A 17,192-nucleotide genomic window follows, 5' to 3' on the forward strand; every position below is an offset into this window, starting at 1 on the left:
GTTAACAGTCCAATTGCAAAGCGATGATGCTAACACAGGGGCCAGCGAATAGGTATCCCAACGCGCCCATCACCTGTGTTTACACAGAGCTGGTCTTAAAAATGAGGCTTGAGCGTGTCACTGAGGTGATCGGCAAAGTAATCTAGCAAGGTTTTGGTGGCATTCGCCAAGTAAAGGTTAGCCGGGGTGACGGCCCAAATGGGCTCTTTGCGTATCGCAAATGGTTGCAGTACCTCATGCAAACGCCCTTGTTGTAAATCGCTGCGCACGTAGTAATCAGGCAGTTGCACCAATCCTAGTCCTTGCTTGGCGGCATCCGCCAGTGCCCAACCGCTATTACAGCGCAGCCGGGTTTTAGTGATTTTCACATGGCGCACCCGTTGTTGCTCAGCAAAGCGCCAATAATCCGAATGACCAACTAGGCAATGATGATAGTTGAGTTCGCTTAAAGCATAAGGCTCCCCCTGCTGCTCAAGGTATGAAGGTGCGCCACAAACCACCACAGCGCGTGCACCAATACGCCGTGCGGTGAGGTTGGAGTCAGCCAGTTCACCGATACGGATGGCCAAGTCGATATGTTCTGATATCAAATCTAGAGATTGGTTACTGAGCATCATATTGACGCTCACTTTGGGGTACTTAGCCATAAATCGATGCACCAAGGGCATAATAAATTGCTCACCAAACATCACCGGTGCGGTAATTTTAAGTTGCCCACTGGGCTGCGCTTGTTGCTCTTTGAGAGCCCACTCCCCTTGCTCCAATACCGCTTGCGCCTTTTTAGCATGATGCAACAGCAGCTCACCTTGCTGCGTTAGCACCACTTTACGTGTGCTGCGGATAAACAGCTGAGTATTGTAGTACTCCTCCAAAGCGCTTACCGAGCGGCTTATATGCGCCACGGATGTGCCTAGTTGTTTGGCTGCTTGAGTGAAAGAAGCCGCTTGCGCAGCAGCGACAAACTCGACCATACCTTGCCAGCGCATTATTACCTCTGTGTAAAAGTATATTAATCTGGGCCAAAAAGTATCATATTGTGTAATAATTTCACCACTTTTACATAAACGGGAACACAAAAATGGCCGAATTTATTAAATCAAAAGCTGCTGTAGCCTGGGGTCCAAAGCAACCACTTAAAATTGAAGAAGTGGATGTCATGATGCCTAAGGCCGGTGAGGTGCTGGTTAAAGTCCATGCATCTGGCGTATGCCACACTGACGCATTCACTCTTTCTGGTGAAGATCCAGAGGGCATATTCCCTGCCATTTTGGGCCATGAAGGAGGCGGTGTTGTTGAAGCCGTCGGCGAAGGAGTGACCAGTGTGGCGGTAGGCGATCATGTTATTCCACTTTATACGCCAGAGTGTGGTGAGTGTAAATTCTGTACTTCTGGCAAAACCAACCTATGCCAGAAAATTCGCGAAACTCAAGGTAAAGGCCTGATGCCAGATGGCACCACACGCTTTTATAAAGACGGTGAGCCGATTTATCACTACATGGGCACCTCTACCTTTTCCGAGTACACGGTTCTACCGGAAATCTCATTAGCAAAAGTGAATAAAGAAGCGCCTTTGGAAGAAGTGTGTTTACTTGGTTGCGGCGTCACCACCGGGATGGGTGCGGTGCTCAATACTGCAAAAGTACAGCCGGGTGATACCGTCGCTATTTTTGGTCTCGGTGGCATTGGCTTGTCAGCCATCATTGGCGCGAAAATGGCCGGTGCAAGCCGTATTATCGGCATTGATATCAACGAGAGCAAATTCGCCCTGGCAGAAAAACTGGGGGCCACTGACTTGGTTAATTCCAATGATTACGACAAGCCTATCCAAGAGGTCATTGTCGAGATGACCGACGGGGGCGTTGATTTCTCGTTTGAGTGTATTGGTAACGTCAATGTTATGCGCAGTGCTCTAGAGTGCTGTCATAAAGGCTGGGGTGAGTCCGTAGTCATTGGTGTTGCCGGTGCTGGGCAAGAGATTTCTACCCGTCCTTTCCAATTGGTTACCGGTCGTGTGTGGCGCGGTAGTGCCTTTGGTGGCGTTAAGGGACGCTCAGAGTTACCAGAGATTGTAGAGCGTTACTTAAACAACGAATTTGCTCTTAATGATTTCATAACCCACACCATGGGTCTTGAGGATATCAACGAGGCGTTTGATCTCATGCATCAAGGCAAGAGCATTCGCAGCGTCATCCATTTTGATAAATAGAGGGTACTATGAGCCTTGAACTGATCTCAAAGAACAAGGTTCACGGCGGTTGGCATAAACGCTACCGCCATGAATCTGCCGTCAACAACTGCACGATGACGTTCGCTATCTATTTACCACCCGGAGTGGATGAAAGTCAGCGCGCGCCTGTGCTGTATTGGCTTTCCGGTTTAACCTGCAGCGATGAGAACTTTATGCAAAAAGCAGCAGCATTCAAAAGTGCTGCTGAGCTTGGTCTTATTATCGTTGCCGCTGATACCAGCCCTCGTGGCGAGCAAGTTGCGGACGATAAAGAAGGTGCCTATGATTTCGGCCTGGGTGCTGGGTTTTACGTTAATGCCACGCAAGCACCTTATGATCAGCATTACCAGATGTATGATTATATCAATGAGGAACTACCGGCGCTTATTAACGAGCATTTCCCGGTCAGTGGTAAGCAAAGCATCAGCGGCCACTCCATGGGCGGTCACGGCGCCTTGGTATTAGGGCTGCGTAATAGCGATAAGTTTGCCAGTATCAGTGCCTTTGCACCGATAGCGAGTCCCACTCGGTGTCCTTGGGGTGAAAAAGCCTTAGCCGGTTATTTGGGCAATGATAAGCAGACATGGCGCGAATATGACAGTAGCTTACTACTGGCAGAGACTAACGCCGAGCAGTGTCCCCCGCTCCTGATCAGTCAGGGGTTGGCGGACGATTTCCTGCAACAGCAGCTTAAACCTGAGCTGCTACAAGCAAGCGCTGATGAAGCGGGCATTGCGCTTAGTCTCGAGCAACATCCCGGTTACGATCATAGCTACTTCTTTATTAGCAGCTTTATTGATCAACATTTGCGTTTTCACGCCAAGCACTTAGCTTAATGCACACCCCCTCCTGAGTGTCATTACTCGGGAGGGGGTTGCTGCGAGTCGTCAAGCAACTCTTGCGTAAAGGCGCGAATAAACCCCACAAGTTGCACAATAAAGATCAGTAAAAAAGGAATACCACCAATTACCGCAATATTGCGGTTAAGCGGTTCATCGGCAATAAGCAGTAATGCAAGGCTTATCACCGCCATCGCTGATGACCATAAAATGAGTGAGGCGCGCGAGTGCACGCTTTCACAGAGCTGGCGGATCACCAGCAGCGCAGAATCGGCACTGGTGGCCACAAACACCATGAGTAATAACAAACTGAGCCACGCCAATAGTTCACCGACGCCACCAAGTTGCGAGAAGAAAATAAACACACCTTGAGTGTAATCGGCGCTGATCACGGCAGCTAAATCCGCTTGGGTCTGGCTATCCAATGCCAGTGCTGAGCCCCCTAATACGCTGAACCACACTAAGCTGACCATAGTTGGGATAATAGTCACACCGAGAATGTATTGCCATAGCGGTCGACCTCGAGATATACGCGCTAAAAACAGCCCTACAAAGGGCCCCCAAGCCAACCACCAAAAATAGTAATTATAGGTCCAAGTTGAGGCCCAATCAGCATCTTTTAATTGCGAGTCAAACTGCCATGCACCTGAAACCACCAGCAGCAGGTACTCTTTTAGACCATTCCACAAAGTGCTCAAAATAGGCGTTAGCGGCACCGTCAATATCACCAACTTCATCATAATAAACGCTAGATAGACATTGAACTTACTGAGCACCTGAATACCACGGCGCAGCCCAAAGCGAGCTGAAGTAACATACAACGCGGTGATCGCGAGCAGCATTAAGGCACCGACCCAATGTGCGTTTAAACTCAAGCCGTAATGCTCAAGTTTAATGGTGACGCCATTTTTCAATAACATACTGGCATTGGCAATGGTGCCCACCACGCCAAAAAAGATGGCGATAATGGCAACAAAATAAATAACTCGTTTGATGCGTACTTTATGCTTTACTCCTAAGGAGCCCGGCAACGCGTGTAATACCGGAGCACTGAGATCATCGGCGTTTTTTATCGCCCGCGTAACACCGCCGAGCATCAAACCAAATACTGCGTAAAGTGCCCATGCATGAAAGCCCCAATTGAGCATAGTTAAGGCCATACTGGCGGCGACTGGCTCGGGATACATGCTGTGCTTAAGAGGCATTTGATGGCTGTGCAATACCGGTTCAGCGACGCCCCAAAACACCAACCCCGAGCCCATACCGGCGGCAAACAGCATGGCCAACCAGCCGAAAGTGGAAAACTCTTTTTGGGCATCAGCCCCACCCATTTTCCTTCCCGCCAAGGGACTAAAGCACAACATCAACAAAGCGAGCAGGAGCGCGTTTACAAACAGGAAAAAGCCGCTGCCCAAGTAGGCAATCGCTGTTTGAATGGCAGGTTGAATTAACGTTTTTAGGCCCTGGGGCCATAACGCGGTGATCGCCGCAATAGCGACACACACCACCAGCGCTTTACGTTCTAGGGAGTTTTTCACTACGCACCGAGCAATAAAGACAAACGCGTATTTTAGCTAGAGGCTGCGCCCAGGGCAATTGCTTTACGGTGATAAAGCAGGCCACCTGGGTGACCTGCTGGTATATTGCGCAAATTTCCAAGGATTGTGGCAGCAGCCCATAATCAATGAACAATGGTTGCGCTATTTCATATCTGCAAAAGGGTTCTCAATGTTAAGTTTCACCGAGTTTGTAAACCCGGGAATGCGCATTTGCTGCTGATCAAAGTGAATATCTGCCTCATCGATTAGGCCTTCACCAAAGCGATAGATGATGTTGAATTCACCTTGCTGTGCTTGTTGCCAGTAAATTTGCTGCTGAGCGAGGGTACGTTGCAAGCGCCCGTGGTGCTCGCTCATCGCCTGCTCTCCATGGCGTTTAGCCAACATTTTTTTGGTCAATTCGGGGCTTAGCACGGGCGCAGTAGCGTTGTTACCACCAAAGCCCTTTGAGTTGATAAAGGCAACGTCCTGCGCCTCACAGTGACGATGGGTCAAACTAATATGTAAGCGGTCATCGTGCACATCATCAGCCACTTTATCGATGGTCGTGATCCCCGGCATGATGTTGGTATCAAACACTCCTAATGCAAAAGCTAATTGATCGCCACTGGCTGGCGCAATGGTATGGCCCACATAGGCTTTCGGGGCGACGATAGGCCATTGCTCAATACCATAGGCGCTGGCAATACGGTCGTAAATAGCAGACTCAGTGACGCGATTTTGCGGCGTACTTGAGCCATGCGCCAATACAAAGCTGCGCTGGGTTAAAGATTCATCGCCAACCATGGCTTGGGCTAAGGCCACAGATTTGGCCATGGTGATGTAATTACCCGGCCCTGGCGCAGTTATTGACTTTTTATACCCATCGGCATTTACAAATACCTCTGGCACACTGCCACGTATTTGTGCACCCAGCTCTAAGGCTAGGGCATCATCCATAAGAATGGTGACTTGTGCCCCCTCACCTATGGTGAAACCGCAGTTGTCTCCGAACGGGCGGGAAGTACGGCGATAATCAACTTCATCGCTGTTATCAAGCTTTTTCAAATTATCATCGTTGGCCAACGCGCCCATATTCCCGAAGCCTTCAATAATCTCCGGCTCGATGGCACATTCACTTGAAGCAACAATGGCCACACGCGTACGCCCAGCGGTAATATCATTCACCGCAGCGCGCAGATTGTATAAAAACGTGGCACAGGCACCCGAGGTGGTAAACGTCGTGCCGACACTGCCGGTTACGTAGGCATTGATAAAATCCGTCGACATGGTGTTTAAACCAAGCGCTAACTGCTTAGTACTGACGCGATCACCTTGTAAACGGGAACGAAATAGACCGCCTAAGCCTTCGCTATTGACCTGCCCCGCTACCGAGGCGCTGTAAGTACCAATTTGATCCGGCGCTACAGCACTCATTACTTTTTGCCAATCAAGGCCACTGGAATGGATAGCATCACTGGCTGCAAAAATTGTCGCTTGCAGCCCCCGAGGCTGGTAACGGCTGTTATATAACACCGACGGATCAAAGCCCGTTGGCAATTGCCCTGCCGCTTTAATCGGGTTATCTCGGAAACTATCGTGCTTAAAGATAAATTCGCCGTTGATACGTACTTCAACTTGGCCTTTTTCTAGCTCAGTTATTTGCCAGTTACTGGGCACTGGCGAAGGTAGTTGCCGTGCTCGCGTGGTAAAGGTGATCGCTTGTTCACTGTGACCAGTTAACTTTTGCTGCCAGTGAGTCGCATCCACATCAAAGTGCGTCGCCTCAATGCGACGTATAAGCGTACCCGATAAAATTTGTTCGCCAAGCTGGCTCTCAACATTGTCAAGAGTAATGGTATTTCCATCGCCATCAACTAATTGCTCTTCTTGCTTACTCACCAAATTCATAAGCGCAGCAAGACCAAGCAAGGTTTCTTGGCGCTGTTGCTGCCCTAAAGCATCGAGGACAACACGACGAAACCCGTGGTTAAACGAAGTACGGCCAGCGGCATTGATGCCGCCCATAGCGACAATAACAGGTAATGCTTTCATAATAACTCTAAGACGTTAAGACTTTATATGTCTCTAGTGTAAGTGGAACTACACCTAGTCTTTGTGCTTTAATGGCCATATATTTATTAAAAATAGCCAAATTTAAGTGGTCGGAGCTTTGTATGCCCCCTTACAACGTCATGATTGCCCTGTATCCGCATATGCTGGCCACCAGCTTAACCTTGCCGTTTGAGATGCTTCAGGCTGGCTACGCCTATGCTAAGCGCCATGTGCCAAATTGCCGGGCACTGAGTATTGAGCTGCTTAGCCATAACCGAGAGCCGGTTACCGCACACAGCGGGTTGCCGTTTTTTCCAAGCCGTAACTATGATGATATTTCGCATTGTGATTTATTGATTTTACCGAGCCTGTGGCGTAACCCTAGACCAGTATTGCGCCAACAAAATGCATTGGTAACGGCATTACGGGCGATGAACTGCAAGCACACAGCCATGATAGGGGTGGGTACTGGCAATTGCTTTTTAGCAGAGGCTGGGTTGCTGGATGGTCACCCTGCCACCACGCACTGGCATTATGCTGCGCAGTTCAAACGTGACTACCCCAAGGTTGATCTAAAACCGGAATACTTCATCACCCAAGCCGAAGGGCTATACAGTGTTGCCAGCCTTAACGCGCTCGCAGATGTGATTGTTCATCTATTAGAAAGCCTTTACGGTCGCGCATGTGCTTTACATGTGCAGCGTAACTTCTCACATGAGGTCCGTAAGCCCTATGAACAGCAGCGTTATTTAGAAGGGATGAATGAACGCCACCCTGATGAGCTAATAGCGCAAATCCAATTTTGGATGAAAAACAACTTAAGCGCTGAGCTGAGTATTACAGAACTTGCAAGCTCCTTTGATATTTCTCAGCGTAGCCTCACCCGGCGTTTTAAACAGGCCGCAGGACTCAGCCCCAACCAATATTGGCGTAAACTGAAAATTCAAAGCGCTCAAGAGCTGCTCGCCAGCTCGAACTTAACGATTAACGACATCGCAATGGAATTAGGCTTTGGTAATCAAGCTCTTCTTAATCGCCTATTTCGTCAAGAGCTGGGGCAAAGCCCCAGTGAGTATCGAGCCTTGGTGCGCAAAAAGCTGTTCGACAGCAGTGGCTGAGACATTGTTACGAACGCCCGTTAAATTCATTGCGAGGCAAAAACTCTAACACCGTCGCGTTGATACAATAGCGCGCCTTGCCATCAGGCCCCTCATTGGGAAACACATGACCTAGATGAATGCCCGACGACTTGGAGCGGATCTCGATGCTCTGCATACCGAAACTGTTGTCTTGATGACGAGTCACTTGCCCTGCCACCGGCTGGGTGAAAGACAACCAACCGGTGCCGGAATTAAAGCGGTCGCGAGTATCGAACAGTGGCGCCCCTGATAGCTTATCAACAAACACTCCGTCCGGCGTGTTTTTGAACACCTCATATTGCTTACAAAATCGGCTGTCTGTCCCTTTGGCGAATGCTACCCGGTACGCTTCTGAATCACCCAGTTTAAAGGCGCCGAGTGCTTTGTAGAATAGCTCAGGTGGCATATAACCTTGGTGCGCAGCTACTTCTTGGCCATTTTCTATAAATAAAATGGTGGGGGTGGCGTAAGTCTCGGAAGTAATGGTAAGGCCTTGAAGCTGCGAAGCGTAACGTAAATGTACGTCAATCGTGCCCTGATAACTTGCCAACACCTCTTGTTTAAACTTTTCACAATAAGGGCAATAGTTTGGTGAGTCTAAAACGACAATGTGTTTGCCCTCAAGCAGCTGAGTGTTGTCTTGGTGCTCAGTCTCCTTGGCGTTAAACACCACGCCGGTGGAGTGATCCGGACAGTATCCATTGGGATTCTTACGCAAGTAGTCTTGATGATAGCGCTCAGCCATATGGAACTTATCGAGCGGCTTGATGAGCGTAGCTATCTTGCCGTAGCCCGCCTCGCTCAATAATGCTTGGTATTGTGCTTTTACTCGCTGCGCAAGCTCAGTTTGCTCGTTGCTGTAAGTGAGTATGGTCGAGCGATATTGCGTACCTCGGTCGTTCCCTTGGCGATTGACTTGGGTGGGGTCATGTTGTTCAAAATAAAACTGTAAAATACGCTCTAATGAAATGGCATTGGCATTAAAGGTCACCCTAACCACCTCAGCATAGTTGTTCTCATCATAGCGCCGCTTAGCGGCAATGATATTTTTATATGTAGGTTTGAAACCACGCCCATCGGCATAGCCTGACTGAGCATCGAGTACCCCAGGGAGCGCTTCAAAGCGTTTTTCAACCCCCCAGAAGCACCCTGCCCCGAGCACAACGCGCTCTTTCGCGACACTCATTTGTGCGTCATTGTTGTCTGCGCCCATGGCTGCTGAGCTGGTCACGAGAAAAATAAGAAGAAAAAACAACTTGTTAAACATGCTAGCCTCATTAAACTAAATGATCATAGATGCCCTGTAAGTACGTAGAGTGAATACAACGGTACCGCCAGACCTATGCTATTGCTTTACGCAGTAGCGTGTCTTTTAGTTGACCGTTCACACCAATAAATTTATTCATTGAGTACACGCATGAAAGACAAACTGACCAAAGAAGCCATATATGAACGCCTCGCCAACGTCGAAGATGCACGCGCTTGTAAAGCCATCGACGAAAATGCCTGCAAAGTGGTACCCGGCAATTACTTAACCTTGCTACTGGCGCAAATTCTCAGCAAGTTTGCTGATGCGCTGCTCAACCCTAAAGTCACCCTACCGTGGTTGATGCAAAGTTTGCAGGTCCCCAGTGCACTGATCGCGTGGCTGGTGCCTATTCGCGAGTCTGGCTCGTTATTACCGCAGCTAGCAATTGCCGACTTTATTCGTACTTTAGCGGTGCGCAAGTGGGTGTGGGTGCTCGGTGCTATAGTGCAAAGTTTCTGTATATTTGCCATGGTTGCAGTGGGGTTAACCTTGCAAGGCACCACAGCAGGGCTTGCTATTATCGCTTTGCTGGTGGTGTTTTCCTTAGCGCGCGGGTTTAATTCCGTCGCCGCAAAGGATGTACTGGGTAAGGTCATCCCCAAGCAGCAACGGGGTAGTTTATCGGGTTTTGCGGCAAGCGCAGCTGGGCTTGCGACCATTACCTTTGGCCTTGGTTTATGGTTTTATCAACAACAAGGGGATAAATCAGCGGTACTCATTGCCTTAACCTGCGGTGCCCTTGTGTGGCTAATGGCCGCCCTCACCTATGGTCGTATTCGTGAATACAGCGGCGCTACAGAAGGGGGTCGAAATGGCCTTCGCCATGCGCTGGGCAAGCTCTCTTTACTTAAGACTGACAAACAATTTGCGCACTTTGTGTTAACCCGGGCATTGCTATTGTGTTCGGCGTTAAGCGCCCCTTTTTATATTGTGTTGGCCAGTGAGCAACAGTTCGACTTTTCATTACTCGCTTTATTTATGGGAATTTCCGGCGTCGCCAGCTTAATCTCAGCACCGATTTGGGGGCGTCTCAGTGATTTATCCAGTAAGCATGTGCTCGTCTTAGGTGCCACCTTAGTGAGCATCAATGGTTTTGCCGTTTATCTGGTCGCGACCTACTCCCCTGGTTTGTTGAGTCATATTGCCTTTTTGCCAGCAATGTATCTGGTATTAACTATTGCCCACCAAGGCGTGCGGTTAGGACGCAAAACCTACGTGGTTGATATGGCAGAGGGCAATAAACGTACAGATTATGTGGCGGTAAGCAACACGGTTATAGGGGTCTGTTTATTGGCGTTTGGCAGTTTGGGCTTGTTGAGTCACTGGCTTAATAATGCTGAACTAATTTTAATTTACAGCATTCTCGGCATTGCAGGAGCTATCAGTGCCTTGATGTTGCCACGGGTTTAACTTTATCGCACGCGGTACTTAATTATCCGCATTTATGCTAATTTGCTAGCACAATAACAACAACTCAGTGAGGAGTTTATGGCCACAGCGAGACCTGATCCGCGCTTTTATCATATTGATACCCATACCTTGGTACTCGATTGCAGTGCCATAGACAGCATTGAGCATCAACACAAGCAGCGCATGGTCAATCACTTGGCCAACACATATATAAATCAAGGCTGTTGTATTGATGTGGTCAGCGCCCATCAATGTTTGACTCTGTATTGCGCTCACGGCACTGATGTAGTGCAGTTGCAGCAGCAATTACTCACAGCGTGGCATCAGCTTGACGAAACAACGCTCAGTCACGCACACCACGACATTCCTGTGCACTATGGGGGCGAATACGGTATTGATTTAGAAGCCGTAGCTGAGGCCAGCAAGATGAGTGTTAAGGAAGTCATAGAGCTACACAGTAGCGCCTTGTACGAGGTCGATTTTCTTGGCTTTCAACCTGGCTTCGCTTATATCAGTGGGCTCCCCAAAGCACTGCATTTACCGCGCCTAGACACGCCCCGTACCGAAGTGAAAAAAGGCACCGTCGCCATCGCTCACGATAAAACCGCCATTTATCCTGCGCAATCCCCGGGGGGATGGAACCTGATTGGCTACACTGATCTGTGTTTATTTGACAAACATAATACCCCCCCTGCTTTATTTGCACCTGGTGATACTATTCGCTTTGTGGAGGTAGACCATGATTGAAGTGATAAAAAGCGGCCCACAGCTAAGTATTCAGGATTTGGGGCGATTCAATTATCGCCATTTGGGTGTATCGCAAGCAGGCGCTGCCGACAGTGATGCCCTGCGTATTGCCAACCGATTAGTGGGGAACCCAGATAATACGCCAGCGCTTGAAGTGACCTTAGGCATGGCGCAGCTAAAATTTTGCAGTAGCCAGTGCTTTTCACTCAGTGGCGCCGACATGAGTGCTAATCTCAATGGTGCTCGAGTTGACCCAGGCTGGAGTTATCAAGCGCACCCTGGTGACATTCTGACTTTCGCTTCCAGCGCACTGAACCTGCGCTGTTACCTTGCCTTTGCCGGAGGCATTGCCGCCACCGCAGAACTGGGTAGCTACAGCACCGATATCATGGCCGGTTTGGGCGCCAATCACGGTCGTGCACTCAGTGCGGGTGAGCGAATAGCTATCCACCCGAGCAATTTTCACCCGCAGGGTTTTGGGGCACGCTTACCGACCCGCCAAGGGCCTATTCATTTTATCCCGGAACAACGCGATCATGGTTTAACCGCATCAATCAAAAGCGCTTTTATTGAAGGCCGTTGGCAAGTTGCACCGCAAAGTAACCGCATGGGATTACGACTGCATTGGCCACAGCATGAACGCCTACGCCACTATCTCGGGATCGCCAGCACAGCGGTGAGTCCCGGTACCATTCAATTACCCGGTAATGGCGAGCCCATTGTGTTGCTCAATGATTGTCAGACAACGGGCGGCTACCCTATTCTCGGTCACGTGATCAGTGCAGACTTACCCCGTTTAGGGCAGGCTCGCGCCGGCGCTGAGTTGCAGTTCGAGCCGGTGAGCTTAGCACAAGCAGAGGCGATCAATGCAGCCCACCAGCATGAACTTAACCGCCTTGAAATTGCCATGCGGGGCCGCCAACACGCTCGCTAAGATATCGCGCTTTGGTTTTCGACAAAGTGCCCCCCTCACCCTATCTAAGGCGCACCACCTTGGTGCGTCGCAATTACACCTATCGACCGAAAATATGCTAAAGCTGTTGCTTTTCCCCCGCAACAAACTTACTCCGACCTATTATGGTGCATAACAGCTTTTTTATGACTTATTTCAGTGCATTAAATTTGCATTAAAGAGGTAAATTGCGGTGTGACTTGGCAAAATTTTTCTGATACAACAAAGGTGAAGTAACAGGAATGAGGAAAAACCATGTGTTCAATCTTTGCCGTGCTGGATATAAAATCTGGCGCACAAAAGCTGCGCGAGCAAGCCATAGATATGTCCAAGCTATTACGTCATCGGGGCCCCGATTGGTCTGGTGTTTACAGTAGCGATAATGCCATTTTGGTGCATGAACGACTGGCTATCGTTGGTGTTCAAAGCGGTGCTCAACCTTTGTATAACGCCGATCGAAGTCATGTTTTGGCAGTTAACGGCGAAATTTATAACCACCAACAGCTCGCTGAGACGCTAACAATCGATTTTGACTTTCAAACGCAAAGCGATTGCGAGGTGATCTTAGCCTTGTACGAACAACAAGGCAGTGACTTTTTAGATGACTTAAACGGTATCTTTGCCTTTTGTTTGTATGATGAGCGCAAAAATAAATACCTGATTGGCCGCGATCATATCGGTATCGTGCCCCTTTACACAGGTCGCGACGAGCAAGGCAACTTTTATGTTGCCAGTGAGCTTAAAGCACTGTCACCTATTTGCAACCATATTGAAGAATTCCCTCCGGGCCACTACCTTGACAGTGATATAGGAGAGTATCGCCCTTACTATCAACGCGATTGGCAGCACTTTGACAACGTCAAGAATAATCCCGCAGAAGCCAAAGCCGTACGTGAAGGTTTGGAAGCAGCGGTAAAGCGCCAGTTAATGTGTGATGTTCCCTATGGCGTATTGCTATCCGGCGGGCTCGATTCGTCGGTGATCTCGGCAATAACACAAAAATTTGCCAGTAAACGCATAGAAGACAATGACGCCAGTGATGCATGGTGGCCTCGCCTACATTCATTCTCCATTGGTCTGGAAGGGTCGCCCGACTTAGCTGCCGCAGAGCAAGTCGCCAAACAAATAGGCACCATTCATCACCCCATTCACTTTACCGTGCAACAAGGCATTGATGCCTTAAAAGAAGTGATCTATCACTTAGAGACCTATGATGTCACCACAGTACGCGCGTCCACGCCCATGTACCTAATGGCTCGGCAAATTAAAGCCATGGGCATAAAAATGGTGCTCTCCGGAGAAGGCGCCGATGAGCTATTTGGTGGTTATTTGTATTTTCATAAAGCCCCCAATGCGCAAGAGTTCCATGAAGAACTTAATCGTAAAGTCTCTAAATTGCATATGTTCGACTGCCTGCGAGCGAATAAATCAATGGCAGCATGGGGAGTGGAAGCTAGAGTGCCGTTTTTGGATAAAGAATTTGTCGATACTGCCATGCGCATTAACCCTGAGGCGAAAATGTGTAAAGACGGGAAAATAGAAAAACACATTATTCGCCAAGCCTTCGAAGGCTACTTACCCGACGATGTGCTGTGGCGACAAAAAGAGCAGTTCTCCGACGGCGTTGGCTATAGTTGGATAGACTCACTGAAGGACTATGTCGATACCCAGGTTAGTGATGTTGATATGGCCAATGCCCACTATCGTTTCCCACTAAACACGCCACAAACCAAAGAGGCGTACTTCTATCGCAGTATTTTCAGTCAACACTTCCCTGGAGAAGCGCCAACCCGGTGTGTGCCTCATGGCAAATCCGTGGCTTGTTCAACCCCTGAGGCTTTAGCCTGGGATGCATCTTTTGCCGATAACGCTGACCCGTCAGGTCGAGCAGCCAACACGCACCAAGCGGCCTATGCAACACCCAAAGCATAGGCTGTATCCGGCAAAATCAAAGCTTGCGCTGCGCTTGAGTAAACGCTTTGGGTGCAGCGCGCTTTACTTTGCCAAAGTATTCAGTCAGCTATCGGGCCGGGGAGCAAACCCCAGTTGGGTGTTTGATGGGCCACGCTTGCAAGCCCATCACTGCCGTCATATTTCAATGCGCTTAGCGCCTGTGATGTGCACCTTTGTGACTAACCACGCTCGTTCACAAGTGATCCAATGGTGGCAAAATGGCCACGCTGTGCGCCGCTGTGGTCACGGCACGCTCGCTCACATTGCGTGCAGCGCCAATGGCAAATCAATGTGCTCTAAAACGGAGCCTCTCAGGGGCGGGCTCGCTGTCAACTCTCAAGCGATGTTAACCTTTGACGCGTTTGAAGCACGCCCTTGCAATGACAACAGCTTATCAAAAATCGTAAATCTGCCTTTGAGCTTCACTGGCAGCGAACCTTTTGGCTATGATTTCATGCAATGCGACAGCGACGATCTTCGCTTTCTTGAAGTGGATTTAGAGCGCCTTGCTACGCGCCGCAACGCGCTGATCGTTATCAATAAACCGAGTCACGTTCAACGACACTGGCAATGTCGCTACTTTGCGCCACAATTCGGTAACCCGGAGGACTTGGCGACCGCATCAGCCCTCGCCGTGATAGCGCCCTGGCTGCACCGTCATTATGGTCTCAATACCGCAATCATCCACCAGGGTTCGAGTCGCCTTAGCTATAAGTTATCGGGTCAATATGTGCGTATTTTTGCCAAGGTGTTAGCGCTGCGGCTTCACTAAACACAGCGCAAAATCCCCTTGCGAATCGCACCAACTATCAACCAAGGTCAATCCGGCATTGCCAATCAAGGAACTAAAGCTCGCTAACGTGTACTTATGCGAATTTTCGGTGTGAATGGACTCTCCTGCACGAAGCGTAAAACGCTGTTCTCGCACACTGATGCAGGTGTCTTGATTCGCCACCAAGTGCATTTCAACGCGGTGTTGTTCACTGTTGAAGCGGGCCTCATGGCGAAAGTGCTCTAAGCACAGGTGTGCGCCTAGCTCGCGTGCAATACGCGTCAGTAGATTACGATTAAACGCAGCGGTAACCCCTTCTTTATCATCATAGGCGGCCAACAATCTCGGTGTCGCTTTAATTAAATCAATACCAATGAGCACACGGCCGTCTTGACCACACAGAATACGTAAATTATGCAGCACTTCAATTGCATGGATGGGGGAAAAGTTGCCTAAGGTTGAGCCTGGGAAAAACACCACATTATTGCTGCTATTCAGGCCATGCTGTTGCACTAACGCCTTGATAGTCGGACCATGGGTAAAGTCACCATGCAGTGGGTGGATGTTGACGTGGGCAAAGCGCTGGCGCAAACGCTGCTGAGTGTACAGCAACATTTCTGTGGAAATCTCCAATGGTATAAAGCCATTTACGTCAGGCATGTTATCCAGTAAATACGCAACTTTCTGGCCCGAGCCGCAGCCGGGTTCGATCACGGTTGCCTGTGTCGGCAAGTGCGCGACGATGTCCTGCGCGTACTGTGCCAGCAAGGCCAATTCTGTGCGCGTAAGATAGTACTCTTGCAGCGCCGTGATCTGCTCAAACAATTGCGCACCAAAGTCGTCGTACAGATATTTGCATGGCAGCGTTTTTTGACTTCGCGATAGGCCATCAATAACGTCATCCAAAAAGCTCTGACGGCAGGTGAATGGCAATGCATGGTTACTCATAGATTCTGTCCTTGGCGAGGCGAATGCCACTACACATCCACCGTTGATGGGGGTAAAAAAAGTTGCGATACGTTAATCGCGTATGCTGCTTGGGAGTGAAGTATGACCCACCTCTGAGCACCTGTTGGTTCACCATAAACTTTCCATTATATTCCCCGGCATCGCCGGAAAATGGCCGAAATCCAGGGTATGGCTGATAGCTACTTAAAGTCCACTGCCAAGCGCAGTCATCAATTTGTGCGATATCACAATGACCTGCTTGAGCTTGCTCCATGGCCCACTCCCACTCAAACTCACTTGGCAACCGCGCGCCTTTAAATTGGGCGAAGGCACTGGCTTCATAAAAGCTGAGGTGACGCACTGGTGCATTCACCGCAAGCGGGATTAACCCTTGGGGCGTGAATTCATACCAATTGTTATTCTGGTAGCGCCAATACAGCGGCGCTTTTATCTGCTGGCGTTGTAGCCAACTAAAGCCATCACTATGCCAAAACTCACTGCGCTGATAGCCATCTGCGTTGATAAAGGAAAGATAGTCTGCGTTGGTGACAAGATGTGATGCAATGGAAAACTCATTAATATAGACACGGTGACGAGGCCGCTCATTGTCAAAACTAAAGCCCGCTTGCGCCCCTATTTGCGCATCTGTGCTAACAAAGTCCAGCCACTGCCTGGGTTGCTCGTTCGAGGGACACACTAAATGCTCGTCTAAAGTCGGGTACAGCGGATTAACACTGAAGTTATAAAGCATATCCATGCGCATTAACTCTTGGTGCTGCTGTTCATGCGCAATCCCTAAGTTGACCCACTCTGCGCACCCATCGCTATCATGCTCAAGGGCAGCAACAACGTGGTTATCAACCCAGTGGCGATAATCCATCACTTGGCGCAATGAAGGACGAGATAATACGCCCCGTTGAGGCCGTGAGAACTGCTCACCGATACCTTGATAATAGGAATTGAACAACACCCTGAAATCAGGATGGAAAGGCGCAGAAATAATCTTTTTTGGCGCAAGTAAAAATGTTTCAAAGAACCAGCTGGTGTGCGCCAAGTGCCATTTCATTGGGCTCACATCAGCCATTGCTTGAATTTGACAATCTTCAGCACTGAGGTTTGCCACCAAGGCTTCGCTGTTTTCACGACATTGGCGGTACTGCTCTATCAACGCATGGGTTGTTTTGGTCACGACACGGACACCTTAAATTATTGTTGTTGTGTTTGAGCTTGGTTCCTAAAGCCTAGACGAGCCTCAGTAATTTTCCATTCCCTTGTTTGTAATCGATTATTTACACATCAGATG

Annotated in this window: 14 protein-coding genes; 8 read left to right on the top strand and 6 right to left on the bottom strand. The window is 49.2% G+C overall.

The genetic code is table 11. The features are described from left to right. Window positions 1-95: 95 nt before the first annotated feature. Window positions 96-986, bottom strand: coding sequence for a LysR substrate-binding domain-containing protein (locus W04_RS14350; protein WP_053911302.1), 891 nt, complete (start codon window positions 984-986; stop codon window positions 96-98). 92 nt (window positions 987-1,078) lie between these two features. Between W04_RS14350 and W04_RS14355 the strand changes: the two genes are divergently transcribed. Then, window positions 1,079-2,206: an S-(hydroxymethyl)glutathione dehydrogenase/class III alcohol dehydrogenase gene (locus W04_RS14355; RefSeq protein ID WP_053911303.1), complete on the top strand. Its 1,128-nt coding sequence runs from the start codon at window positions 1,079-1,081 to the stop codon at window positions 2,204-2,206. Window positions 2,207-2,214: 8 nt separating this feature from the next. Next, entirely contained in the window at window positions 2,215-3,063 is an 849-nt protein-coding gene (gene fghA, locus W04_RS14360; RefSeq protein ID WP_053911304.1) for an S-formylglutathione hydrolase, read from the top strand. A gap of 23 nt (window positions 3,064-3,086) precedes the next feature. Here fghA and W04_RS14365 read toward each other — a convergent pair whose 3' ends face one another. Further along, window positions 3,087-4,604, bottom strand: coding sequence for a BCCT family transporter (locus W04_RS14365; protein WP_082342250.1), 1,518 nt, complete (start codon window positions 4,602-4,604; stop codon window positions 3,087-3,089). Between the two features lie 162 nt (window positions 4,605-4,766). Beyond that, the gene (locus W04_RS14370) at window positions 4,767-6,659 is read right to left on the bottom strand and encodes a beta-ketoacyl synthase (protein ID WP_053911306.1); all 1,893 of its coding nucleotides are present in this window, start codon (window positions 6,657-6,659) and stop codon (window positions 4,767-4,769) included. A 122-nt stretch (window positions 6,660-6,781) separates the two neighbouring features. Here W04_RS14370 and W04_RS14375 point away from each other — a divergent pair, with 122 nt between their 5' ends. Beyond that, window positions 6,782-7,777: a GlxA family transcriptional regulator gene (locus W04_RS14375; protein ID WP_053911307.1), complete on the top strand. Its 996-nt coding sequence runs from the start codon at window positions 6,782-6,784 to the stop codon at window positions 7,775-7,777. Window positions 7,778-7,784: 7 nt separating this feature from the next. Here W04_RS14375 and msrA read toward each other — a convergent pair whose 3' ends face one another. Then, entirely contained in the window at window positions 7,785-9,011 is a 1,227-nt protein-coding gene (gene msrA / locus W04_RS14380) for a peptide-methionine (S)-S-oxide reductase MsrA (protein ID WP_231658166.1), read from the bottom strand. Window positions 9,012-9,215: 204 nt separating this feature from the next. On the opposite strand from msrA, the gene W04_RS14385 reads away from it, so the two are divergent. The 5 genes from W04_RS14385 to W04_RS14405 all read left to right on the top strand — a co-directional run bounded on the left by W04_RS14385 (window position 9,216) and on the right by W04_RS14405 (window position 14,941). Then, entirely contained in the window at window positions 9,216-10,517 is a 1,302-nt protein-coding gene (locus W04_RS14385) for an MFS transporter (RefSeq protein ID WP_053911309.1), read from the top strand. Between the two features lie 78 nt (window positions 10,518-10,595). Beyond that, window positions 10,596-11,264: a 5-oxoprolinase subunit PxpB gene (pxpB, locus tag W04_RS14390; protein ID WP_053911310.1), complete on the top strand. Its 669-nt coding sequence runs from the start codon at window positions 10,596-10,598 to the stop codon at window positions 11,262-11,264. Continuing rightward, the gene (locus W04_RS14395; protein WP_053911311.1) at window positions 11,257-12,198 is read left to right on the top strand and encodes a biotin-dependent carboxyltransferase family protein; all 942 of its coding nucleotides are present in this window, start codon (window positions 11,257-11,259) and stop codon (window positions 12,196-12,198) included. The genes pxpB and W04_RS14395 overlap by 8 nt, the downstream gene beginning before the upstream one ends. A 273-nt stretch (window positions 12,199-12,471) precedes the next feature. Then, on the top strand, window positions 12,472-14,148 hold the full coding sequence (asnB, locus tag W04_RS14400) for an asparagine synthase B (protein ID WP_053911312.1): 1,677 nt from the start codon (window positions 12,472-12,474) through the stop codon (window positions 14,146-14,148). After that, window positions 14,129-14,941 carry a PhzF family phenazine biosynthesis protein gene (locus tag W04_RS14405; protein ID WP_053911313.1) on the top strand — a complete coding sequence of 271 codons (813 nt, stop codon included), beginning with the start codon at window positions 14,129-14,131 and terminating at the stop codon, window positions 14,939-14,941. The genes asnB and W04_RS14405 overlap by 20 nt, the downstream gene beginning before the upstream one ends. On the opposite strand, the gene egtD is transcribed toward W04_RS14405, so the two are convergent. Together egtD and egtB are read right to left on the bottom strand one after the other, a co-directional pair. Continuing rightward, entirely contained in the window at window positions 14,921-15,889 is a 969-nt protein-coding gene (gene egtD / locus W04_RS14410; protein ID WP_053911314.1) for an L-histidine N(alpha)-methyltransferase, read from the bottom strand. The genes W04_RS14405 and egtD overlap by 21 nt on opposite strands. Continuing rightward, window positions 15,882-17,078, bottom strand: coding sequence for an ergothioneine biosynthesis protein EgtB (gene egtB / locus W04_RS14415; RefSeq protein ID WP_053911315.1), 1,197 nt, complete (start codon window positions 17,076-17,078; stop codon window positions 15,882-15,884). The genes egtD and egtB overlap by 8 nt, the downstream gene beginning before the upstream one ends. Window positions 17,079-17,192: the final 114 nt, after the last annotated feature.

Source organism: Pseudoalteromonas sp. SW0106-04 (assembly GCF_001293805.1).
GTDB classification, from domain to species: domain Bacteria; phylum Pseudomonadota; class Gammaproteobacteria; order Enterobacterales; family Alteromonadaceae; genus Pseudoalteromonas; species Pseudoalteromonas ruthenica.